Genomic DNA, 21,600 nt, shown 5'->3' on the forward strand with positions numbered 1-21,600 from the left:
AATTTATATAACTTTCTTGATTTATACTTTTAAATAATTCCAAATAGTAAAGGTTTTTATATACCGCTAGATGCTTCGGATTAGAAATTGTAAAGATTTCTCTTCCAGATGAAAACAAATTCTTATAGTTTTCTAATAAGTAGAAAGTATAATCATAGTTAAAGTTATTCCTTAACAGACCATCCAGGGTTCTATAAATACTTCCCCTACTAAATTCAGATTCATTGAACTTCTTTAAAAAAGTTTCAATATAACTAGTATAGTTTGTATCTAACATTATTGAATAGTCATAAGGAACATGTACCTTTGTATTTCGCAACATCAAGTCTAAAATACTATTGTCTAGGAAGAAAATTTTTTCTGACATAAAGTATGGAACAAAGTCTGTATCTTTTTGATTCAGAATACTAGTAAGAGATTCTGGATAAACAATATCCTCATAATATTTTTCAGATGTAGCAATTAACTTATAGTCCCGTGTGATTTCACTATGTACTTCCCAGTATAAAATAACCTCTGATGGTTCTTTTGCATGTATGAAATCATAAAGAAAATCCCCTAAGTCCACTTTTACAACCCCCGTTCAACCTCTTTTTCACTGATCTTTGATACTATTAAAATTACTGTGCGAGAATTAATAGACTCGTTATTTTAGGTTAACTTATGCGGATTAAACCAAAACTGGATAAGTACTTTGCTGAAAATCAATACAATAAATCATTCCCAAAACAAAAATATCAGTCATCCCAAAAAATCCTTTACACAAGCTTTACTATAAATGACTGACATCCGCTGTTATAAACTATATTTAACTTTGATTCTACCGCTTATTATACTACCTAATCAATTTCTATTACCTTAGTATACTCTTTAGATACTCTTCAGGTTGTTACCTTACACTTCCGAGAGCAATGTCTTATAAGCATCCGCAGAATAATTGCATAAACAATTTTAACAAATCACGCTCTTCAACTGGTTTTACGCTTGCATAAAATTCTTACGGTGTTTTAATTTCCCACCCTCTTCATTTTCAGCAACAAGCATGATTTCGCCTTCAAAATCGTTTTCAGCTTATACAGCTTAACTTTATCGGCAATATCTACCTTTTTTCTTTAGGGATAAACTATAATAATAAATAACTTGTGTAAATAATTTGATCTAGTAATTCCATATCAAATGTGCGATCTAACTGTGTGACTTCGTTATACCATTAGCAAGGTTAGGTAATGTTACTCTATATTCGGTAAAGTCCTCATAAAAAGCAGAATTAATGGTTTGAATAATCTAGAAAATCTTCCTACTGATTACCTATCTTATTTGTCTTATAAATTTTTTCTGGAACTACGTCAATACTATTCCTTATCCAGTACATATGGAGTTGGTTTCTCAGCTACCCTTTGTAAGTGAACCATTTCTTTTTTTACATATGCCATCCGAGATTTCAAATACTCAGCAAGAAGCTTATCTGTACAATACACATAGCAACCTTTTTGTCCTCTCGTCATAAGTGTACGATAGGTGTTTTTATTATTCTATCTGCTATTTTATTTGCTTCTATTGGATTTTCTTTTGCTAACTTCTTAATTCCTTTTAATGACTGATCTGTTTTAGCTCGTTTTGTATAATCAGTCGTAATTTTACCACCTTCATAGCGCATATCGTCACCAATAATTACCCCAATATAATCAAATTCAAGACCCTGAGCAGTGTGAATGCAACCGGCTTCTTCTACAGAAGAATTATCAATTGCCCACGTCGTATTTAGATTCCAACTCATACCAAAATCGCCGATTACAATATCATGGTGTTCAACATTTCTACGTTCGTTCTTGGGCCATTCCCAACAATAGCCAGCCATCATTCGAGACTTGTTCGCAATTTTGTTTTTATCGCGTATCAACCTTAACAATTCATGTGGATTATCAATTACTTTAAAATCATAATCCATTCCAATAAAGTTCTTATTTGCAGTTTCTCTGATTTCAAGCACATCATCTAACCATGCGATATATCCATCTGAACCATCACATCTAAATTGCGATACTAATTCTCTTTTTACTACTTCTGAGCCTAAAGCATTTGCATACTTTTCTATTTCCTCAATACTTCCAGCATCTGAGAAAGTAACTTTTTGATTTTCATCGATAAAAAATATAGAAAATAATGAACCATTTATTATTTCTTTAGTCTGGTTCTCTCCAAGATTTTGAAACATCCCTGATTTTTTGTTTAAGCGATGTGCTTCATCAACAATTAATACATCAAATTCATTTTTTTCAGCCTCTGTAAAACTGCCAGAACCCTTGAACAAGTTATTTATATGTGTCTTTTTCATTGTACCTTGAAGCCTTGCTGCATAAACTTCTCTAGGAGCAGCATTTTTAGTTACATACATAGCTAGACGATCACGGTTAATCATTTCTACGAGTAGATTAATAGCTAGTACAGATTTTCCAGTACCGGGGCCGCCTTCCACAACCATTGTTCTTTTCTTATTATCTTTCATTGATTTATTAAATAGATATAATGCTTCTTCGAAAAATACTTTCTGCTCATCTATCATGTGGAATTCATCATTGCCCGCAATCATACTTTTTAAAGCATCTTGTAATGATTTGGAAGGCTGTATTTTCCCTTTATCAATTTGAACGATAGCATTTGTTTTATCTTTATATTTAATATACCTTTTAACAAAATTCCTTAATTTATTAATCTCGCCTTTGCGAAAAATTGGAGCTTTCTCTATATAAAAATCATACGTTGTGTCCATTAAAGGGTCGTCTTCTTCAATGAAGTAGTTATGTAAATATGCGCATGGTATTAAATTTATATTATTGGTACGTACGCTTTCATTAAAATCTTCAATTAGTGCCGCATAAGTATACGCTTGATATGAAGGGTGAACCGTTTCCCGTATTCCTTTTCCAAGAGCGGTTTCTACGATTGCTTCCTTCCCCTCCACTTTACGTGCAAACTCCCATTGCTTTAATTCAACTATCATTACATTTTCAGTATTTCCGTCGTTACCAGCAATGATAAAATCGACTCTTTTTGAAGTATTGGGAATATTAAACTCAATCGCTACTGATACATCCCCTGGTATATCGGGATCATACAGTACATTAGACATTTTAGCTAACGAGTTTTCCCATGAACGGATTTCATTTTTTGAAGTGCGACCAATTTTTTCTTGATAGGCATTATACAAGTTATCTACCAATACTTCGTTAATAGTATCTTGTATAAATTCAGCAGCTGTTGACTGATATATAATCATTTTGCCACTCCTTTACAACACGTAAAATAACTTAGTTAAATTATACCATATCAAATTGACTATACGATGTGTGATGAAGAGAATTAGTCTTCCTTCATGGGAAATTATCCTTCTAAAAAACCAGCAGAAATACATGTGCTTTCTTCCTTGATGTATCCTTACCTGGCTGTCTCTTATATGTTATGATGTACTCGAGTTAGAAAGGGGAAATAATAGTGAGTGAAATTCAAAGCTTAATCAGTGCAATAAATGAATTTAGAGATGAACGAAACTGGAGACAATATCATAATCCAAAGGACCTTGCCATCTCCATCTCTATTGAAGCAGCAGAACTACTAGAAGACTTCCAATGGATTGATAGTGAGGAAGCACTCAAAAAAAATCAAGAAAATATTCGTGAAGAAATAGCAGATGTTTTGATCTATTCATTAATGCTATGTTCCGATCTTGAGTTAGATGTAAAGGAGATTGTGGAAGAGAAAATTGTTAAAAATGGTAGGAAGTATCCGGTTGAGTAGGATGCTTCTCTTCTACTATAATTATAATTCCTGCTTATTTTATAGACTACCGCTAGACTTTACTTGTGATACGGTTCCCCCCTCAAAATCCTAAACCCCCGATATACCTGCTCCAACAAAACCAACCTCATCAACTGATGCGGAAACGTCATCCTAGAAAATGACAAAGCAAAATCACTCCGCTTCTGCACTTCATCACTAATCCCAAGCGATCCACCAATCACAAAAGCAATCTTACTCTTCCCATACGTCGCAAGCTGGTCCATCTTATCCGCAAGCTCCTCGGAACTCAACATCTTCCCACCGATTTCAAGCGTAATGACATACGTGTCCTGTCCAATATGCGAAAGGATTCGCTCTCCCTCCTTCCGCTTCACTTCCACCATTTCCGCTTCACTCATATTTTCTGGAGCCTTTTCATCCGGAACCTCGACAATATCCACCTTGGCATAAGCCTTCAGCCGCTTCATATATTCATCAATGCCTTGCTTTAAGTATTTTTCCTTTAATTTCCCTACTGATATAATGCTAATTCGCATAGTTGTCCCGTCCTTTTCGTTAGCTTATTGTATTAGTTTATCAAACCAGTCAAAAAATTCCACTCACCACATCCTTCATTTTCCAATAATATTAGCGTTGGTAAGCGAATACATTAAATTGATGAAGAAAAAGGGGTTGATGCTGCTTGAAGGAATATATAGAGAGTGCTTCATCTGAACACCAGTTTTGGTTGCAGATCCTTGGGGAACACACCCAGTTTATCCATGATTCACTATACCCATCAGAGGAAAAAGAAATCGCAAAAGCAAAGCAATTCATCGATTCGTTTCACCATTTACAAGAAGAAGCCACAAATCTCTCCAATCATAATACAATTGCCTTTACGAAAAAGGCGGAAACAGCATCTGAGAGATTAAAGGATTTCAAGCACTCCATGATAAAAAGACAAGTCAAAGGGACAATCGGGTTACACCTATCCCCAACCTTTTTAAATCATATGGTAAATGAGGTAGAAGAGTATATCCTAGTGATGAACTACTTAAAAGAAGGAAAAGCTGCCCCGATATTTCATGAGCTACACCACCATCTCATTTGGTTAATTGGTGCTGCAGGTCATGCTGGGGTGATACATGCTGCACTAGATGCCGTGGAAAAGCAACGGAAGAAAAGAAGTTATGAGTTTGTGAAGCATTTTGAAGAGTATTATGTGAAAGCTATTGAATTGACTGGATACCTACGCGCTACCACGAAGACCTTTCCCGCTCTCAAGAAGTTTAATCGAGAAGTCCAGATGGAAGTGGAATCCTTTCATACCTTTCTTCAAGAGCTGAATAACATGGAACATGATACATCACTATTAAACAGTTTACCCTTCAACATGACAGATCATATGGTACGAGAGGTTACCTATTACTTATCAAAGCTTGCGGAATCAACGAATCCACATCAAAATGCCAATTAATAAAAAGGAGAACCTACAACAGGTAGATTCTCCTTATGCTATTGATTTTCCTGACTCACAAAAGGCTAATTCTCCATCACAATTTCTCCTTCACCTTCTGGTACCTCAAAACCTTCAAGATAGGCTGTTAAAATCTCTTCCGTAATAGGGAATGCATTAGCATCAACTCGTTTATTTCGTATCTTAAGCCGTTCACGCAAATCATCCGGATGAAGCTTCAAATAAACAAGTTTCCATTTCCCGCCGGACCTTTCAATAAGCTGTTTATATTGGTCTCTTCTTTCACGATTCCAGAAACTAAAGTCAATTACCACCTGTTGCTTATCTTGGATTAACTGGATTAAGAGATCGCGTAGTTTGCTTTCTGCCCTTATCTTATATTCCTCTATCTTTTCCATTGGGAAATCAATTCCATAGCGACCATGAGTTGCCCATATTTCTTCATCAATCGAAAGACGTACAAAACCTTCCTTCTCCAATTGCTGTGAGAATGTCGTTTTTCCGGAACCAGCCACACCACACATCATGACCACTAGAGGGGTGGAGTTATCTCGCTCACGATAAATTAATTCGAAGTTAAAATTTTCAAATATATATACTCCCCCCAATGGTTTGAAGTCCATTGAATTCTTTATTTCGGATACACCTTCACAAACCGCTCACAAACCACCAACATATCCGGCGAAAACGGCCTATCATATTCTGCCAATAATTCCGTAAAGAACTTTTCATGTGCTTCCCACCAGTATTGATAATCTCCTTCACCTTCTGCTAAAGCAAATTCCTCTGATACCTCATTCATCGGAACCACTTCGACAGATTCCGTTTGAATAACCGCAACAGGGTTATCCTGACCATCCAATACTATACAATACTCACCAGCTTGAGGTAGTGCCTCTTTTTCCAACTCATAAAACACATACCCTGACGTTGTCGCTGTCTTCTTTCCTTCCACAACTAAACTAGCTAACCAATCCGCAGATACCCCAAATTGAAACGCCTCTTTATATTCCACACCTTCCATTTGATTGGCATCACAAAAATCCTTCCAAAATTGTTCTACTCTCGTATTCATTGTTTCTCTCCCCCATACCTTTTAAAAAAGAGAACCTACTACAGGTAGATTCTCTTATATGATGCATGCTATTAAACTACTTATCCGTATATTCCGCTTTCAATATCGAGTAATGTGCCGTATCGGTAAAGACCCCTCTTACCTTTTGGTCCCGACGGTGTGTGCCTTCATAGGTCATACCTAGTCGCTTCAATACTTTTCCTGAAGCAGTATTCCTCACATCATGCCCCGAATACACTCTTTCTAATTCAAGTACATGAAAGGCTAGATCAAGAATCAAATTACCTGCTTCTGTCATATAGCCATTACCCCAAAACTGTCTATTTAACGTAAAGCCCAGCTCACCACTATTATTCCATTCATGAATTCGGAACTCCACCGTCCCAATCATTTTATTCGTTTCTTTTAGTACAATGGAGTATTTTCCGATGGGCTCTTCTATATAATAGTTTGCGATAACTCGCTTTGTTTGTTCGATATCCTGATGTTCGTCATAAATATAGCGTGTGGTTTCTTCATCGGATGTATATTCAAACATATCCTCCGCATCCTGAAATGATACTGGACGTAAAATAATACGCTCACTTTCCATCTGACTGTTTTCAACCATTAATAGGTTTATATTTTTCATATTTTTTTCTCCTGTTTTCTCATAAATTACTACTCAAGCATGTTAGCGTATTACAACCATCAACCATACTCTATTTTACCATAAAATTCCGACAGTCTTCCCCTTTAATGATACTCCTTATAATGCTCCTCCGTAATAGCTCCCATCTCTAGTGCTTTAGTAGGTTTTACTAAAAAGGCTGGGCATATGGCGAATATGTAATAGCCGATTAGATAAAAGAAACCATAAACTAAAAGCTTGTCGCCACCCCCATATATGGACACGTTCACAAGGATTACTCCAACTAATCCAATAACAAAAATACCTAATGTATAGTAAACAAGAAATCTAGCTGGTTTTCTCTCTCCATCATCTGCCTCCGTAATCGACAGCTTCATGATTAGCTTTTCTTTATTGATATAGCCAACTAGGAATGTAACCACATATATGCCTATGATTAGCCAAACTGTCCAACTATCCCATATATAATAAAACAAAGGTAGTGCACTATAGAGAGCAATCATTACAATCATAATAAAGGCATTAATACTATTGACAACTATTCCGCTATATCCGAATATCAGCCAAATCACGAACAGTAATATGGCTAGAATCGGGATCGTTAAGACAGAACCGATAAAAACCTTTAGATTCTCTGTAATCCCACCAAATAACGGTGCTAATATCACAGCAACAATGACTACGTTTATCAAGTTTGTTTGAAAAATAGGCTTACGTTTCTTAACCATCATCATCACCTCATCCATATTTCTATACGTTTTGGACTATTTTTTGGTTTCCTTGAATAAAATATAGTGAAATAATTCCTACTATTATACTATTATTTATTGACATTCCTCGACATAGATTTACAATTAACTTAGAGAATACTACGATTTGGTACTATTGTTAATATTATCCTAGATTACCATGTAGATGGAGAGGGAGAATTAGATGTCGAAGGAAATTGAGAAAAAAGGCCTAGGTTGGTTCAAAGGGAGCCGAACTACTTCTGAAACAAATGAAGCATGGGAAACTATTATTACGGAAAAAGAAGCATCTGCTGGAGTAGAGATGGAGGAAATTAATTCTGTCGAAATGGAAGCGCAAGCAGAATCTACTACAAAGAATGTTTTTTCGAAAGACAATCAAGATAAAGTCTCACTGGATCTTATCGTAGCAGTAGAAAATATGCTGAAGGATCGTGAGCTTTTCAAAATAAAACAGAGCGAGCTTTCCAGTCGTTTACAGGAAGCCAATGAAACCATCAGTCGTTATAAGCAGGATTTAGAGAAAAGAGATCTGTTAATCCAAGAGAAAAATAGCGAGATTCATAGTTTGGAAACAAGTCTTTCTAGTAAACAAATGAGCTATGATCAATTACTAGAGGATTATAAGGACTATCAGCAAAAGTCTACGACTGAATATGAAAGCCTATCCAATCAACTGGAAACTTCTCAAGATAAATATACGAAATTAAATGAAGAGTTTACGAATAGTAAATACGAGCATACGCGCATCGTCAGTGAATTAGAAGAGAAAATCAGAAGCATTGAGATAGAGAATAAAAAATATGCTTCACAGTACCAGCAGATTCTTGCAGAGAAAAAAGAGCTTATGCAGACGATTAATGAATTTACAGAGCGTATGTCATTTTCCTTTGCACCAAAAGCAACTGTAACAAGTTCTGAAGTTAACGAGTAAAGAGTAAATCCTTCTGGGGGGAGGGAATTTCTTATGTACCAATTGAAGCTTCTTCAATTAATCGATATAGTAGAATATGAGAATGATAGTTACTTACATATAAAATTTCAATTAGACCAGGAAGCTTATGTTTACTGGAAATTGGACAATGAGACAGCTAGTCATATAAAAGCGATAACAGACTTTTCAAAGGGATATCTATACCGACTATCCTTAAAGGCGGAATCAAGCAAGAGTAGTCTAACGCAAACCTATCGGGAACAAAGTCTTCGCTTGGATTTCAGTTGTACGGAAAACTACAGCCAAGAACTGAATCAGTTAACAAAAATTGAAACCGTTGCCGAATTGGACAGTCTTCCATTTCTGTATCAAGAATTGGGCTCGAACGATGAAACGGAATTAGAAAAGGCAGCTATTTCCGAGGTGACTAAGCCGACTAAGCGCAAGCGCTCTTGGGTTTTTAGCACTGTCCTGATAACCGCAATGGCAATTTTACTGACCTATACTGGACATTCCATCATTATCAATGCATTGGCTAAACCAGCAAAAGAGGCTGTCGTTCATGAGGTTGTAGAAAAAGCAGCTGACGCTTTGAAAGAAATAGAGGAATCAAAGCCAGAAACCTTGCTGCTCGAGGAGAATATTACAATTGAGGATGAGCCTGACTTACCGTTTTACGTATTAGAAGAAGGTACGTCCCACAGTGTACCTGAAGGGATGGTTGCTTTAACATTTGATGATGGTCCTTCACAATTTACTAGTAAAATTGTCGATACATTAGCGAATTACCAAGTGGGAGGCACTTTCTTTCTAGTCGGTGCCAATGTAAACAAGTTTCCTGGTCAGGCAGAGTATATCGATGAAAATGGCTATTCCATCGGTAGCCACTCCATGACACATACTAATTTTGCTAGCAGTGCGGTGTCGACTCAAAAACATGAATTACAACAGTCCGCTAGCATAATCGAAGCTACCATTGGGGACAACGTAACACTTTTCCGTCCACCATTTGGTCATTTTAATGCTACAACAGAAAAATTAACCCAACAATTAGGACAAAAAATGGTAATATGGAATAATGATCCAAAAGATTGGAACAGCAAAAGTGCCAATCAAATTATCCACCATATCAAATCAACAAAAGTATCTGGTTCCATTATTCTTCTTCATGAGAAACAAGCAACAGTAGATGCTTTGCCGGAAATCATTTCGTACTTACAGGGGCTAGGACTGAAGATTGTAAGCTTACGTTGATAGGGGTTTTGAAGAGAAAGGAGAACAGATGATTGAAAAAGAAACGTAGAAGAGGTAGTATTTTAACCTTCACGATTCTTTCCGATGATGCGGGACAGGTTGTCAAACGAATTCAAGTAAAAAAGTTATCCTTGTATAGTCTTCTTATTCTTTCTACCGTTCCAATCATCGCGTTAGTCTATTTTATTTCCATTAGTGGTCATCAGAAGGCAGAGATTAATGAGTTATCTAGTCTATTAGATTCTGAGACGACGAAAGGGAAAAAATTAGAGAATACGCTAGCAGCATTAGAAGAAGAGACTGGCGAAACAATGGAAAGACTGGAAGAGTTAACAAAATTAGAAGCACAAATGCGAGACTACATAAATGAATTACCCACCATGGTTGAACCAAGTGGTGGTGTACATATTTCTGCAAGTGGGACAAGCATCGGAGAAACGGGAGATGATTTAACATTTTTACCATCATCTGAGCTATTGAAGCGCTATAAGGAAACATTGGCGGTTGTGGATGAAGTTAGTGTGGAATTACAATACACCCCAACGGCATGGCCGACCAATCCGAACACGCTCACATCCGATTTCGGTGTCCGAAATGACCCGCTTCATCAATCCTCATCCTTCCATAGTGGTGTTGATATCCGTGGTTATTACGGAACCCCGGTATATGCAACGGCAGACGGGACCGTCACTTTGGCGAAATACTATGGAAGCTACGGAAATGCGATTAAAATCAAGCATTCCGGTACATATGAAACGATGTATGGTCATCTCATGCAGATTGATGTAGAGACGGGTGACCAGGTCAAAAGGGGAGATATTATTGGCACCATCGGCAGTACGGGAAGAAGTACTGGCCCACATCTTCATTATGAAGTGATTAAAAACGGGGAACCTGTTGATCCGAAGCCTTATTTTAATATTCATGGGGAATTTGATATTGATTAGTACATAGAAAAACCGCTAATGAAAGGATGCTAAAGACGTTGATGAGCAAGAAAAAAGATGAACAAGTGATTCAAACGATTATTGGTTCTGAAACAGTAATCGAAGGGAAAATTACGCTACCGAATAGTCTACGAGTGGATGGGAAGGTAATCGGAGAAATTGACTGTAGTGGTGATGTCTACATTGGAAAAGATGCCTATGTCGAGCCAAGCATTAAAGCAAAGAATGTGGTTATTGCTGGTGAAGTAAAAGGTGAAGTAGAAACCATTGAAAAGATTCAAATTGAAGCCAAAGGAAAACTAAATGGAAACGCAACGTCAAGAGGAATTGTTATTGAAGATGGTGGACTGTTTAGTGGGAATAGCGTGATTTTAGAAGCTGAGGAAAAAGGTAAGAAAAAGAAAGTTGAAGCTGTTGCGAAATAAGAAAAGTGGATTTTGAGCTGATGTAGCCAAGATCCACTTTTTGCGTTACCAAAGGGGTTCTTCTTTTTCGGACAGCTCGATAAAGAACGGATAGGTCACAAACATTACGATTGCGGCACTAAAAATTAGTACTATGCGAAGGACTACCGAAATATCAAAGACTAACGAAACTAGCAGGATTAATGGAATAATAAAAACCGTAAAGCTATTTCTTTTTCTGGATTTACTTGTTAAATACTGTTTTTCCCCACAATGCGGACAGGTCATTCCGGTATCTAATGTGAAGGATTTCTTAAATGTTTGTTTCCAACTCCATTTTGTGTGACAAGTTGTACAAGTTGGCATATCATCATTCCTTCCTTTATCACATCTATTATCTTAATTATAACAAAATTACTAATGTCGTGAGAATTATCTTGTTTCTATGGTAAGATGTATGAAAACAGTTCGGGGGGATTCATCATGTTTACATTTGAAGTAGATAACGATATTACATTGCAATTGCTGGAGGAAAAAGATGCTCACAGCTTATTTCAACTAGTTGATTACTCCCGGGATTACTTACGTGAATGGCTTGCTTGGATTGATAAAACCAAAACCGTTCAAGACTCCGAAAAGTTTATCCAATTTACAAATAACCAATTTCAAGATAAGCAAGGGCTTACACTAGGAATCTTTTATCGAGGTAGGCTTTCTGGGATGGTAGGGTTTAACACGTTCGACTGGTCGAATCGTATTGGTGTAATTGGTTATTGGCTTGGGGAAGAATTCCAAGGTAATGGAATTATGATTAGAGCGGTAACAGCTCTCATCGACTACGGCTTCCTCCAACTAGGACTTAATCGTATCGAAATTCGAGCAGCCTTTGAAAACGGGAAAAGTCGTTCCATTCCCGAAAAGCTTCATTTCCAAGAAGAAGGAAAAATTAGACAAGGGGAATGGCTGTATGATCACTATGTAGACCTTGTCATGTACGGGAAGCTAGCAGGAGAATGGAAATAAGTGAGGGTTATAGATGAAGTTTTATATTGCATCCGGATTGGAAAATAAAGAAAACGTTCAATATGTCCGAGATAGATTGCTAGAAGCCGGACATATTCACACATATGATTGGACTAAAAATAATCGTGCTACCACTGAGGAAGAATTGCGGGCGATTGGAACTGCAGAACGGGATGCAGTTCTGGAAAGCGATGTTGTGATAGTTTTGCTTCCTGGTGGGAAGGGTACCCATACCGAGCTTGGAATGGCAATTGGGTTAGAGAAGAAGATTTATATTTACGCTAGTGAGAAATTAGACCCCAAGGCCGCTACGACTTTTTATTACCTCGATGGGATAAAGCATTTTTATGGGGAACTCGAGCAATTTATTCGTGAAATTTTGATAGAAAATGAGGAGAGATAGTGTATGACTACGATATATCTTGTTAGACATGGAGAAACGGATTGGAATGCTGAAAGAAGAATGCAAGGTCAAACTGATATTCCGCTCAATGCAAAAGGGATTCAGCAAGCCGAAGCCTGTGGTGCTGCACTTAGCCCAGAAGACTATGATGTTGTTATTTCTAGTCATTTAAAAAGGGCATATGAGACTGCTGAGGTTATTAATCGTTACTTAAATCTTCCATCTGAGGTGATGGAAGATTTTGCCGAGCGATCCTTTGGGGATGCAGAGGGTATGACATTCGATGAACGCCAAACGCTTTTTCCAGACCATGAGTATCCAAACCAAGAGCCACTTGATGTTTTTTCCGATAGAATCATGAATGGCTTGGAAAAAGTTCATTCGAAATATCCAAATCAAAATGTCTTATTAGTCGCACATGGGGCTGTAATTTACCGGATACTTTCTATTCTTGCCAATGGAAAACTTGACCTTGGCAAGAATAAAAAAATCGAGAATACTAGTATTTCTACATTAGATTGGCTAGATGGTAAATGGGTGATTCGATACTTTAATCAGATAGACCATTTGACAACGATTGAGGCTTAAGGAGTGTCTGTAGATGCAATATAAGAATTCATTAGATGGTGTAACAGCGGATATGTTAGAGGGGTTCTTTGTTGGGTGGCCAAATCCACCAAGCACTGAAACTCATCTTACTTTATTAAAAAACAGTAGTTATATCGTTCTTGCAATAGATGAGGAGATTCATCAGGTTGTTGGATTTATAACGGCTACAAGTGATAATGTATTATCCGCTTATATTCCACTTCTGGAAGTGTTACCGGATTACCAGGACAAGGGGATTGGCAAGCAATTAGTAGGTAAGATGTTTAAACAACTGGAGCATTTATACATGGTTGATTTGTGCTGTGATGATGATTTAATTCCGTATTATGAAAAGTTTGGCATGACAAAGGCGACCGGGATGCTGCTTCGGAATTATGCGAGGCAGTCTGGTGAGTAGTAGGGTTTTGACTATTTAGGTGTTGAAACTGCTCTGATAAAGTATAAGTTAAAATTATAGCGAATGTATGTTCTTGTATTTTATTTGGGGTTAGGTTATGATATAGGAAACATTCTGAAAATGGTGATTTTATGACACATATTTCTGAGCAGTCCGTTTTGGAGGACCTTTTTAATCAGGTCCATAAACTGTTTGGTTTTCAATTATTAAAGGCAGAGCAAATCAGGCGGGGCTGGCTAAATCTAAAGTGGAAAATAGACACGGATCATGGTACCTATCTCCTCAAACAATACAATAAAGAACGTTTAAAGAAATACTCCATTTCTGATTTGCGAGATGTCTTCCTCCAACAGAATCGACTACATGAATTATCTTTTCCTTGTCCAAAGATCCTTACTAAATCAGATGAGACCTTATTCCAATCAAGAGATGGCGATCATTTTATTCTGATGGAATACTGTGAGGGTGATATGGTTCGACCAGGGAAATTTACGGAAGAACAAATGTATCAGCTAGGGGAAGCAACTGGGAAGTTACATTTCTTATTAAATGATGGGGTTTCATTAGGGAATAGGGCTCCACAATTTCGAATTCCTAGTAAGCCTGAACGGATTAGCTATTGGCATTCTGTTCATGAGGAAATAAAACAAAAAGGGAAATTGAACCTCCTGCCTATTATGGAGAAACAAATTCACCTAACCGAACGCTTTCCGATTGATTCCATGAATTATCATCGGATTGGTTGGGCACATCGTGATTTGTGGGCGGATAATATTTTATTTGAGCAGGAGAACCCTTCGGCCATTATTGACTTTGATCGATTAAGCGTTGATTATCTGATGCTGGATATCGGTAGAGCGGTTATTTCTGGTGCATTAGATGAGGGGCATTTTCAAGTTAGAAATGCTAGTGCTTTTATGGAAGGTTATCGCGTACATCAGAAAGTGGGACAGAATTTTTTAAGAGACTCCTTACTATTACTTTGGTATCTAGAAAGTACATGGTGGTTAGATTCTGCCATGGATGAACGAAAAGGTCCGCCGAAGCGTTTTGTGCAGGAAATGATTTGGCTTTCAGAGCATTTAGTAGAGATAGAAGAAATAGTAGAAGGGTTATAGGGGGTTTTGTTTTGAAGCTTGAAAACTTACAGGAGTATGAGAATCCTACTTTATATGATTATGAAAATGAGGGTTATACTGCCGATATTAACTATTTACTAAAATGGGCAAAGCAGTTTAAGGGGACGATTATTGATTTAGCTTGCGGTACTGGTAGAGCTACTATTCCAATGGCAGATGTGGCGGAACGTGTAATTGGAGTGGATATTCATCCGGGGATGTTAGACCAAGCACGGATGAAATCTACTAATCTTCCTATAAAATGGGTCGAACAAGATTGTACACAGCTGAATTTAGAAGTACAAAGCCCGCTGATTTATATGGTTGGAAATTCGTTTCAGCACTTCTTAACAAATGAAGCCCAGGACTTGTTATTATCATCAGTACATAATCACTTGGAAGATGGCGGTGTGTTTATTTTCAGTACAAGATTCCCGAGTAAAGAGGAGCTTTTACAGCCTGCTGAGGAGGAATACTGGAGAAGCTATCAGGATCCAACCACCGGGCATCATGTGGATGTTTACACGATCAGTAATTATGATCAAATCGCACAAGTCCAGCATTATACGACGATTCGTAGGTCAGCTGAGATGCCTGAGAGCAGAACGGAAATTAGCTTGCGATATGTGTATCCAAAGGAAATGAAACGATTGGCAGAGGCCCATGGTTTTGAAGTTCTTCATATGTTTCAGGACTGGGAGGAAACACCGTTATCTAATGATAGCTATGATATGATTTGTGTTTTGAAGAAAAAATAGTAAGTCTTTCTACATTTCCCGGGAAATATCGACAAACGCTCGGATGAGAATGTTTTATCGTATCGTTATGTGTTGGGAATAGATAGTTTCAGATAAGCAAAGGGGAAATATCATGGAGTTCAGAACTAGTGATGGCTTAGCATTATTTTATGATCAAGAAGGAACTGGTACCCCGTGTATTTTTCTTCACGGTGGACCTGGTTATTGGAGTAAATCGTTTCAGCACTTTACAAGTGGAACGTTAACTAAAGAAATAAAGATGATTTATTTGGACCAACGAGGCTGTGGTCGATCAGAGTTAGCGGATAATGGAGATTATTCGCTTGAACGATTACTTTTAGATTTAGAGGAATTGCGTGTCCATCTTCAAATCGATAAATGGTATGTCATGGGGCATTCTTTTGGAGGATTGCTGGCCACTAACTATGCACATCAATACCCGGAGCATGTGATGGGATTAATTTTATCCAATGCGACTTTACATTTGAAAGAGTCCTTTTCAGCTCAAATTCATAAGGGTAGAGAGTTATTAGAGTTAAGTAAAGTGGATATTAGTGCGGATATTGCTACGTTAGTAGAGCTATTCTTCGGTACTGCACAGGCATTAATAGAGATGGATTTATTCTATAAACTTCAATATCAATCATTGACTGCTAAAGAAAAGGTAGATTTAATTGATGTGGATTTTTCGTCTAATGGGGAATTTCAGCAGTATATATTCTCATCTGAAGAATTTTTCCAGGACTTTCGAAAACTCACTTCATCTATCTCCACTCCTGTATTCGTATTGTCCGGGAAATATGATGATGCAATAGGACCGGAACATCAGGAAGGTTTCCAATTTAGGCAAGCTGTTTATCAGGAGTTAGAGACTGGGCATCATCCGTATGTGGAGGTTTCGGAAAAATTCAGTAAAGCTGTTCTTGATTTCATTAAAAATTCATAAAAAAATAGCAGGGTTTACTCCCCGCTATTTTTTCCTTTAGTTATTGCATCTGCACCTTATGCAAGTTCGCAAACACACCGTTTCTTCTGATTAACTCATCATGACTTCCTTCTTCTTCAATTCCCTTCTTCGTTAGGACCATAATCCGATCGGCATTACGGATAGTAGCAAGTCGGTGAGCGATGATTAAGGTTGTCCGATTCTTCGCTAATTCGTTCAGTGCTTGCTGAATAATCATCTCGGTTTCGGTATCAAGTGCAGAAGTCGCCTCATCTAATATTAAGATTGGTGGGTTTTTCAAGAACATCCTTGCAATCGCAATACGTTGCTTTTGTCCACCAGAGAGCTTCAGTCCGCGTTCTCCCACTTGTGTTTCATAGCCATCCGGCAATTCATTAATAAATTCTTCCAAATGTGCTCGTCTTGCCGCTTCACGAATCTCTTCTTCCGTTGCACCTAATTTTCCATACGCAATATTTTCACGTAGGGTTCCGGTGAATAGGAAAACATCCTGCTGGACAATACCGATATGTTCACGTAATGAGCGCTTTGTCATATCCCGAATATCCATTCCATCGATGGTGATTTGACCGCTATCCACATCATAGAAGCGTGGAATTAATGACGAAATCGTTGTTTTCCCAGCTCCTGAAGGACCGACAAATGCGACTGTCTCTCCTGCATTAATATTAAAGCTCATCGCTTTAACGACAGGACCTTGTGTTTTTTCATAACCAAATGTTACTTTGTGGAATGAGATGAAGCCTTGAAGGTCTTTTACATCCTTGGCTCCTTTTCGATCTTGAACATCTGGCACGGTATCAAGAATTTCTGTAAAGCGTTTGAAGCCTGCCATTCCTTTTGGATACATTTCAAGCAAGGCACTAATTTTATTGATAGGGTTAAATAATACATTCGTAAACAGAATAAAACTGACCAGTTCCCCGTAACTCATACGTTCATTGAACGTTAACCATGCTCCATATACTAGAACAACTAACACAATCAACCGCATCATCATGTAGATATTAGAGTGAACAAAGGCCATGACTTTATAAGCGCCTACCTTCGCTTTTCTAAAGTTATAGTTATCCTTCGTAAAACGTTCCATTTCAAAGTCTTCGTTTGTAAAGGACTGAACGACACGTACACCAGAAACTGCATCCTCCACTCGTCCGTTTACCTCAGCAATTTCTTCATACATCGACTTCCAAGCTTTGTTCATCTTAATATTACTGTATGTAATCAGCCAAATAAGAATTGGAACGATGATTAAGATAATCACAGATAAATGGAAGTTAATATTAAACATCAATGCAAACGCACCAATAAACGTCATGAATGCAATAAACAAATCTTCTGGACCATGGTGAGCGAACTCCCCAATATCAAACAGGTCGTTCGTTATTCGGCTCATCAGATGCCCAGTTTTGGTATTATCAAAAAATCGAAATGACTGTCTTTGCACATGCTGGAATAAATCCTGGCGCATATCTGTTTCAATATTGACCCCTAATTTATGTCCCCAATACGTCACGACATACTGCATAATGGTACTTAATAAGTAAACCGCTAATAACGATATACTGACGATCACAATTAGATTCCAATTTTCCGTTGGAAGTAGTTGATCAATAAACTCTTGTACAGCAATCGGAAAAGCTAATTCCAAAACAGCTACAAATACCGCACAGGTAAAGTCAATAATAAAAAGCCTTTTATGAGGCTTATAATAAGAGAAAAACCGCCTTAACATGATTGCACTTCCTTCTGTCCCATAAAATAACGCCTTTAAATCAGCGTTTCACATATATATCTCTTTTTATACTATACATTTTTGCATTGGAGAAAGAAAATCTTATGGTTTGAATTTATTAAATATTTACCTATTATTTAGAATGCTTGTCAAGTTTGTCCGTATAGTCGCATAAATATAAGGGAAACGAATTCTGTACGAATAGGAGGAGATTCTCATAAGATTGAATATGAATATAGCAACTTGGCTTTGCTATGCAGTTGGTTATGTGTTTATTACTTCTGGTATCATGAAGCTTCTCGTACCAGATATGCGGGCACGGTTCTATAACTTAGATATTCCATATCCCGAAACAACTCTTTTCCTTGTTGCAGTTATTGAAATAGGTTGTGGTGCATTAATTGCGTGCGGTATGTATATGAAGAAAGCTACGATTCCATTATTAGTCATCATGGCTGGTGCCATCATTTTAGACAAGCTACCTAAATTATTAACAGAAGGTGTTTTATCCTTCGCATTCCAAGCTAGACTCGATATTGTCGTTATCATTCTTTTGCTCTTATTATATAGACATGTTCCCGGAAAAACATTTTAAGATATCAACAGGTTATTTTAACCTTTTCCTATGGTTATCCACATTTTTATCCACATATGCACAAATGTTCGTAGTTATTTTGTGTTTTCGATTTTATTCGACACAAAATATAGATTACACTCTAAATTATATACACAATTTGTGAATAACTTTTTGAAAATGGGGATAAGTTGTAGGTAATTTATCATCCCATCTTTTTCCTTAGTTGTGAATAAAAATACACCTCCTAGCTGACAGAGGTGTATTTTTTACATTAACGTTGTATATCCAGTACTAAAGTTGTGACGACTTTCTTCCCATCTCGGTAATAGGTGATTTCCACTTCATCTCCTATTTCTTTTTCCTGATACAAGATCTTACGTAAATCAATCATATTCATAATCGGTTTTCCATCCAACTGGGTAATTACGTCTAATCGTTGCAAACCAGCATTTTCCGCAGGCGACAGAGCATCAACACTCCATACATACACGCCACCATCAACGTTATCCGGTAGATTTAATGTTTCATCCCATTCTAAGCGAGGTATTTCTTCTAAAGAATAGATCTCCACACCAATATATGGCCGTCTTACTTTTCCTGTTTTCTCTAGCTCATCTATGATTGGTTTTGCCGTATCAACCGGAATAGAAAATCCAATTCCCTCCACCGCTTCTTGATTAATTTTCATGGAATTGATTCCTATTAGCTGCGCATCCATATTAATGAGCGCGCCACCGCTATTTCCAGGGTTTATCGCCGCATCTGTTTGTATTACCTCTGCCTGCCAATCTGCTCTACCATCAAAATTAAAGTCCTGAGGAATCGTTCGTTGTGTTCCACTTATGATTCCTTGTGTAACAGAACCAGAAAACATATGTCCTAGTGGATTACCAATAGCAATAACTGGTTCACCAACCTTTAAATTCTCCGTACTTCCAAATTCAATCGGTCCATTAACGGCAGTTCCTTCCACTCGAAGCACTGCTAAATCAGAAAACAAATCCGTTCCTAGTAGCTCTGCCTCTAATACGGTATCATCATTCAGGAGGACCTCAATCTCATCTGCCCCCTCAATCACATGGTGATTCGTCACCACATAAGCATAGTTATCGTCCTTCTTATAGATTACACCAGATCCAGTTCCAGCCTCACTATCCTCCTGCTGCTCCCAAAAGTCTGATTGGTGCTGAATATTGGTAATCCCAACAACCGTTGGCGATACCACTTCCACTACTTCCGTAATCCGGGTAGAGATATCTAATGAAACGATTTGTTCCGTGTCTAAGTTATTGGATTGATTTTTTCTACTAGGGCTGGAAGACTCCGATCCCATTTCCATGATTCGTGGAACGGCTATCGCCATAATAAACGCACCAATCAAAACCCCGATAAGTAAAGTTGGCCATGGATTTTTTCGTCTACGATTAGGATTGGTTGGATAATTTTGATCATAATACCCCATATGATTGCTCCTTTTCTATTGCTATAGGGTTTATTATGTTCTGTTTTAAATGGAATAATCTTTTGCAAGTTTTTATTCCATGTATTACCATTGGGAATAGAAAGGATGTGGAAAATGATAGTTAAAGAAAGAGAAGTTCCAATTGAATTGAGACTTCTAAGGTCACTACATACAAGAATGGAGTTAGCTGAGAAAGATAGGCAGTATTTGTCCAATTTGGAAAAGGGGTATGAAGGGGAGAATTTATTTGATGCAATCTTTAACCGTTTTAATAATGAATGTATTGTTTTAACGATTTATTACTTCAAGTTTCTAATCAAACATTTCAAATAGATTCGCTAGTTATCGCAGACAAGATATACGTTTATGAAATCAAAAATTACCAAGGCGATTTTTACTACGATAACGACCGCTTATACAACAGATCCAACTTCGAAATTAGTAATCCCTTAACCAATTAGCAAGAACTGAGTCTCTCTTAAGACAACTACTTCAAAGCTTCCGAATTAACACCTCAATTGATTCTTCAGTTGTTTTCATCAATCCTGAATTCACCCTGTACCAAGCCCCATTAGATAAACCATTCATTTACCCTACTCAACTTCACCGTAATATTATACAATTCTCTCCAAACTTTAGAATAACAAATAAACACAAAGCTCTTGCGGAAAAGCTTGTTTCACTTCACTTAAAAGAATCACCATATTCACAGGTACCGAAGTATGAATATGAACAATTAGCGAAGGGGATTGTATGTAGGGAGTGTTGGGGGTTTGTGCATACATTTATAGGGTATTATTGTATCTGCGAGAAATGCGGGCATCGTGAACTAGTATCAAAAGCCGTTTTGCGAAGCATTCGTGAGTATATATTATTGTTTCCTAATGAAATGCTAACAACGAATCGGATTTATGAATGGTGTGGGGGACATATTAGAAAGCCCCGTATTAAGAAAATACTAGAACAAGAATATGAGCATATAAGTATTAATCGCTGGTCATATTTTAAGGTTCAAGGGGACCAATAAATTTGTCTCTTTAAGATGATGAAGGTATTCTTCATCATCTTTTTTGTGGAATTTCTCTTGGTTTCGTGGTGACTGCCTCTTTCATCTTCTTCTCATGCAATTTTTCCTCTTAAGAACGTGAAGACCGCCTCCATCACCATCTTCTCATGCATCTTTTCCTCTCAAGAACGTGATGACTGCCTTCATCATCATCTTCTCGTGCGTCCTTTCCTCTCAAGAACGTGAAGACCGCCTCCTTCATCACTTCTCGTGCGTCCTTTCCTCTCAAGTGTG

The 21,600-nt window shown here is 37.5% G+C and carries 26 protein-coding genes and 1 pseudogene; 17 read left to right on the forward strand and 10 right to left on the reverse strand.

Annotated features, from left to right (window positions below; translation table 11 throughout):
* Together G5W_RS0115060 and G5W_RS24705 are read right to left on the reverse strand one after the other, a co-directional pair.
* Nucleotides 1-568: pseudogene (locus G5W_RS0115060) on the reverse strand (hypothetical protein); the annotation flags it as partial.
* A gap of 933 nt (nt 569-1,501) precedes the next feature.
* Nucleotides 1,502-3,277, reverse strand: a complete 1,776-nt coding sequence (locus G5W_RS24705; protein ID WP_010097954.1) for a DNA/RNA helicase domain-containing protein — start codon at nt 3,275-3,277, stop codon at nt 1,502-1,504.
* 215 nt (nt 3,278-3,492) lie between these two features.
* On the opposite strand from G5W_RS24705, the gene G5W_RS0115070 reads away from it, so the two are divergent.
* Nucleotides 3,493-3,795 carry a nucleotide pyrophosphohydrolase gene (locus G5W_RS0115070; protein ID WP_010097955.1) on the forward strand — a complete coding sequence of 101 codons (303 nt, stop codon included), beginning with the start codon at nt 3,493-3,495 and terminating at the stop codon, nt 3,793-3,795.
* A gap of 59 nt (nt 3,796-3,854) precedes the next feature.
* Here G5W_RS0115070 and rlmH read toward each other — a convergent pair whose 3' ends face one another.
* The gene (gene rlmH, locus G5W_RS0115075) at nt 3,855-4,334 is read right to left on the reverse strand and encodes a 23S rRNA (pseudouridine(1915)-N(3))-methyltransferase RlmH (RefSeq protein ID WP_010097956.1); all 480 of its coding nucleotides are present in this window, start codon (nt 4,332-4,334) and stop codon (nt 3,855-3,857) included.
* 146 nt (nt 4,335-4,480) lie between these two features.
* Here rlmH and G5W_RS0115080 point away from each other — a divergent pair, with 146 nt between their 5' ends.
* Nucleotides 4,481-5,257, forward strand: a complete 777-nt coding sequence (locus G5W_RS0115080; RefSeq protein WP_010097957.1) for a DUF2935 domain-containing protein — start codon at nt 4,481-4,483, stop codon at nt 5,255-5,257.
* 65 nt (nt 5,258-5,322) lie between these two features.
* On the opposite strand, the gene G5W_RS0115085 is transcribed toward G5W_RS0115080, so the two are convergent.
* The 4 genes from G5W_RS0115085 to G5W_RS0115100 all read right to left on the reverse strand — a co-directional run bounded on the left by G5W_RS0115085 (nt 5,323) and on the right by G5W_RS0115100 (nt 7,691).
* Nucleotides 5,323-5,850, reverse strand: coding sequence for a P-loop nucleotide/nucleoside kinase family protein (locus tag G5W_RS0115085; protein ID WP_029191152.1), 528 nt, complete (start codon nt 5,848-5,850; stop codon nt 5,323-5,325).
* 38 nt (nt 5,851-5,888) lie between these two features.
* Nucleotides 5,889-6,332, reverse strand: a complete 444-nt coding sequence (locus G5W_RS0115090) for an ASCH domain-containing protein (RefSeq protein WP_010097960.1) — start codon at nt 6,330-6,332, stop codon at nt 5,889-5,891.
* Nucleotides 6,333-6,408: 76 nt separating this feature from the next.
* Nucleotides 6,409-6,963, reverse strand: coding sequence for a GNAT family N-acetyltransferase (locus tag G5W_RS0115095; RefSeq protein ID WP_010097962.1), 555 nt, complete (start codon nt 6,961-6,963; stop codon nt 6,409-6,411).
* 104 nt (nt 6,964-7,067) lie between these two features.
* Nucleotides 7,068-7,691, reverse strand: a complete 624-nt coding sequence (locus G5W_RS0115100) for a hypothetical protein (RefSeq protein WP_010097963.1) — start codon at nt 7,689-7,691, stop codon at nt 7,068-7,070.
* A 205-nt stretch (nt 7,692-7,896) separates the two neighbouring features.
* On the opposite strand from G5W_RS0115100, the gene G5W_RS0115105 reads away from it, so the two are divergent.
* From G5W_RS0115105 to G5W_RS21290, 4 genes are read left to right on the forward strand one after another with little or no spacing between them, the layout of a single operon-like run.
* Nucleotides 7,897-8,646 carry a coiled-coil domain-containing protein gene (locus tag G5W_RS0115105; RefSeq protein ID WP_010097964.1) on the forward strand — a complete coding sequence of 250 codons (750 nt, stop codon included), beginning with the start codon at nt 7,897-7,899 and terminating at the stop codon, nt 8,644-8,646.
* Nucleotides 8,647-8,679: 33 nt separating this feature from the next.
* Nucleotides 8,680-9,900 carry a polysaccharide deacetylase family protein gene (locus tag G5W_RS22910; protein WP_010097965.1) on the forward strand — a complete coding sequence of 407 codons (1,221 nt, stop codon included), beginning with the start codon at nt 8,680-8,682 and terminating at the stop codon, nt 9,898-9,900.
* Between the two features lie 32 nt (nt 9,901-9,932).
* Nucleotides 9,933-10,847: a M23 family metallopeptidase gene (locus G5W_RS0115115; RefSeq protein ID WP_010097967.1), complete on the forward strand. Its 915-nt coding sequence runs from the start codon at nt 9,933-9,935 to the stop codon at nt 10,845-10,847.
* 41 nt (nt 10,848-10,888) lie between these two features.
* Nucleotides 10,889-11,272, forward strand: coding sequence for a bactofilin family protein (locus G5W_RS21290; RefSeq protein WP_010097968.1), 384 nt, complete (start codon nt 10,889-10,891; stop codon nt 11,270-11,272).
* Between the two features lie 45 nt (nt 11,273-11,317).
* Here G5W_RS21290 and G5W_RS0115125 read toward each other — a convergent pair whose 3' ends face one another.
* A complete protein-coding gene (locus tag G5W_RS0115125) occupies nt 11,318-11,617 on the reverse strand; it encodes a TIGR04104 family putative zinc finger protein (RefSeq protein WP_010097969.1) in 300 nt (99 codons plus the stop codon).
* A gap of 117 nt (nt 11,618-11,734) precedes the next feature.
* Between G5W_RS0115125 and G5W_RS0115130 the strand changes: the two genes are divergently transcribed.
* The 7 genes from G5W_RS0115130 to G5W_RS0115160 all read left to right on the forward strand — a co-directional run bounded on the left by G5W_RS0115130 (nt 11,735) and on the right by G5W_RS0115160 (nt 16,505).
* The gene (locus tag G5W_RS0115130) at nt 11,735-12,274 is read left to right on the forward strand and encodes a GNAT family N-acetyltransferase (protein ID WP_010097970.1); all 540 of its coding nucleotides are present in this window, start codon (nt 11,735-11,737) and stop codon (nt 12,272-12,274) included.
* Nucleotides 12,275-12,287: 13 nt separating this feature from the next.
* Complete coding sequence (locus G5W_RS0115135; protein ID WP_010097971.1) at nt 12,288-12,677, forward strand: nucleoside 2-deoxyribosyltransferase; 390 nt, start codon at nt 12,288-12,290, stop codon at nt 12,675-12,677.
* A 3-nt stretch (nt 12,678-12,680) separates the two neighbouring features.
* Nucleotides 12,681-13,265, forward strand: coding sequence for a histidine phosphatase family protein (locus tag G5W_RS0115140; RefSeq protein ID WP_010097972.1), 585 nt, complete (start codon nt 12,681-12,683; stop codon nt 13,263-13,265).
* Nucleotides 13,266-13,278: 13 nt separating this feature from the next.
* Nucleotides 13,279-13,683 carry a GNAT family N-acetyltransferase gene (locus G5W_RS0115145; RefSeq protein ID WP_010097974.1) on the forward strand — a complete coding sequence of 135 codons (405 nt, stop codon included), beginning with the start codon at nt 13,279-13,281 and terminating at the stop codon, nt 13,681-13,683.
* A gap of 131 nt (nt 13,684-13,814) precedes the next feature.
* Complete coding sequence (locus G5W_RS0115150; protein ID WP_010097975.1) at nt 13,815-14,801, forward strand: phosphotransferase enzyme family protein; 987 nt, start codon at nt 13,815-13,817, stop codon at nt 14,799-14,801.
* Between the two features lie 11 nt (nt 14,802-14,812).
* On the forward strand, nt 14,813-15,559 hold the full coding sequence (locus tag G5W_RS0115155) for a class I SAM-dependent DNA methyltransferase (protein ID WP_010097976.1): 747 nt from the start codon (nt 14,813-14,815) through the stop codon (nt 15,557-15,559).
* Between the two features lie 112 nt (nt 15,560-15,671).
* Nucleotides 15,672-16,505, forward strand: coding sequence for an alpha/beta fold hydrolase (locus G5W_RS0115160; protein WP_010097977.1), 834 nt, complete (start codon nt 15,672-15,674; stop codon nt 16,503-16,505).
* 40 nt (nt 16,506-16,545) lie between these two features.
* Here G5W_RS0115160 and G5W_RS0115165 read toward each other — a convergent pair whose 3' ends face one another.
* Complete coding sequence (locus G5W_RS0115165; protein WP_010097978.1) at nt 16,546-18,261, reverse strand: ABC transporter ATP-binding protein; 1,716 nt, start codon at nt 18,259-18,261, stop codon at nt 16,546-16,548.
* 229 nt (nt 18,262-18,490) lie between these two features.
* Here G5W_RS0115165 and G5W_RS0115170 point away from each other — a divergent pair, with 229 nt between their 5' ends.
* A complete protein-coding gene (locus G5W_RS0115170) occupies nt 18,491-18,856 on the forward strand; it encodes a DoxX family protein (RefSeq protein ID WP_010097979.1) in 366 nt (121 codons plus the stop codon).
* A 253-nt stretch (nt 18,857-19,109) separates the two neighbouring features.
* Here G5W_RS0115170 and G5W_RS0115175 read toward each other — a convergent pair whose 3' ends face one another.
* A complete protein-coding gene (locus tag G5W_RS0115175; RefSeq protein WP_010097981.1) occupies nt 19,110-20,300 on the reverse strand; it encodes a S1C family serine protease in 1,191 nt (396 codons plus the stop codon).
* Between the two features lie 114 nt (nt 20,301-20,414).
* On the opposite strand from G5W_RS0115175, the gene G5W_RS23895 reads away from it, so the two are divergent.
* The 3 genes from G5W_RS23895 (at nt 20,415) to G5W_RS23620 (ending at nt 21,327) form a co-directional block, all read left to right on the forward strand.
* The gene (locus G5W_RS23895; protein WP_010097983.1) at nt 20,415-20,633 is read left to right on the forward strand and encodes a hypothetical protein; all 219 of its coding nucleotides are present in this window, start codon (nt 20,415-20,417) and stop codon (nt 20,631-20,633) included.
* Nucleotides 20,579-20,761 (forward strand): nuclease-related domain-containing protein, encoded by a 183-nt coding sequence (locus G5W_RS24905; protein WP_138919056.1) that lies wholly within the window; start codon nt 20,579-20,581, stop codon nt 20,759-20,761. Before G5W_RS23895 ends, G5W_RS24905 begins: the two co-directional genes overlap by 55 nt.
* Before the next feature lie 314 nt (nt 20,762-21,075).
* Nucleotides 21,076-21,327, forward strand: coding sequence for a hypothetical protein (locus G5W_RS23620; protein ID WP_138919057.1), 252 nt, complete (start codon nt 21,076-21,078; stop codon nt 21,325-21,327).
* Nucleotides 21,328-21,600 lie beyond the last annotated feature (273 nt).

Origin of the sequence: Ornithinibacillus scapharcae TW25 (assembly GCF_000190475.1) — a bacterium.
In the GTDB taxonomy this organism is placed as follows: Bacteria; Bacillota; Bacilli; order Bacillales; family Amphibacillaceae; genus Ornithinibacillus; species Ornithinibacillus scapharcae.

Coding starts and splice junctions, on each gene's coding strand:
- G5W_RS24705 (WP_010097954.1), bottom strand. CDS start 3,277: ATGATTATATATCAGTCAACAGCTGCTGAATTTATACAAGATACTATT.
- rlmH (WP_010097956.1), bottom strand. CDS start 4,334: ATGCGAATTAGCATTATATCAGTAGGGAAATTAAAGGAAAAATACTTA.
- G5W_RS0115090 (WP_010097960.1), bottom strand. CDS start 6,332: ATGAATACGAGAGTAGAACAATTTTGGAAGGATTTTTGTGATGCCAAT.
- G5W_RS0115095 (WP_010097962.1), bottom strand. CDS start 6,963: ATGAAAAATATAAACCTATTAATGGTTGAAAACAGTCAGATGGAAAGT.
- G5W_RS0115100 (WP_010097963.1), bottom strand. CDS start 7,691: ATGGTTAAGAAACGTAAGCCTATTTTTCAAACAAACTTGATAAACGTA.
- G5W_RS0115105 (WP_010097964.1), top strand. CDS start 7,897: ATGTCGAAGGAAATTGAGAAAAAAGGCCTAGGTTGGTTCAAAGGGAGC.
- G5W_RS22910 (WP_010097965.1), top strand. CDS start 8,680: ATGTACCAATTGAAGCTTCTTCAATTAATCGATATAGTAGAATATGAG.
- G5W_RS21290 (WP_010097968.1), top strand. CDS start 10,889: ATGAGCAAGAAAAAAGATGAACAAGTGATTCAAACGATTATTGGTTCT.
- G5W_RS0115125 (WP_010097969.1), bottom strand. CDS start 11,617: ATGCCAACTTGTACAACTTGTCACACAAAATGGAGTTGGAAACAAACA.
- G5W_RS0115130 (WP_010097970.1), top strand. CDS start 11,735: ATGTTTACATTTGAAGTAGATAACGATATTACATTGCAATTGCTGGAG.
- G5W_RS0115135 (WP_010097971.1), top strand. CDS start 12,288: ATGAAGTTTTATATTGCATCCGGATTGGAAAATAAAGAAAACGTTCAA.
- G5W_RS0115140 (WP_010097972.1), top strand. CDS start 12,681: ATGACTACGATATATCTTGTTAGACATGGAGAAACGGATTGGAATGCT.
- G5W_RS0115145 (WP_010097974.1), top strand. CDS start 13,279: ATGCAATATAAGAATTCATTAGATGGTGTAACAGCGGATATGTTAGAG.
- G5W_RS0115150 (WP_010097975.1), top strand. CDS start 13,815: ATGACACATATTTCTGAGCAGTCCGTTTTGGAGGACCTTTTTAATCAG.
- G5W_RS0115160 (WP_010097977.1), top strand. CDS start 15,672: ATGGAGTTCAGAACTAGTGATGGCTTAGCATTATTTTATGATCAAGAA.
- G5W_RS0115165 (WP_010097978.1), bottom strand. CDS start 18,261: ATGTTAAGGCGGTTTTTCTCTTATTATAAGCCTCATAAAAGGCTTTTT.
- G5W_RS0115170 (WP_010097979.1), top strand. CDS start 18,491: ATGAATATAGCAACTTGGCTTTGCTATGCAGTTGGTTATGTGTTTATT.
- G5W_RS0115175 (WP_010097981.1), bottom strand. CDS start 20,300: ATGGGGTATTATGATCAAAATTATCCAACCAATCCTAATCGTAGACGA.
- G5W_RS23895 (WP_010097983.1), top strand. CDS start 20,415: ATGATAGTTAAAGAAAGAGAAGTTCCAATTGAATTGAGACTTCTAAGG.
- G5W_RS24905 (WP_138919056.1), top strand. CDS start 20,579: ATGTATTGTTTTAACGATTTATTACTTCAAGTTTCTAATCAAACATTT.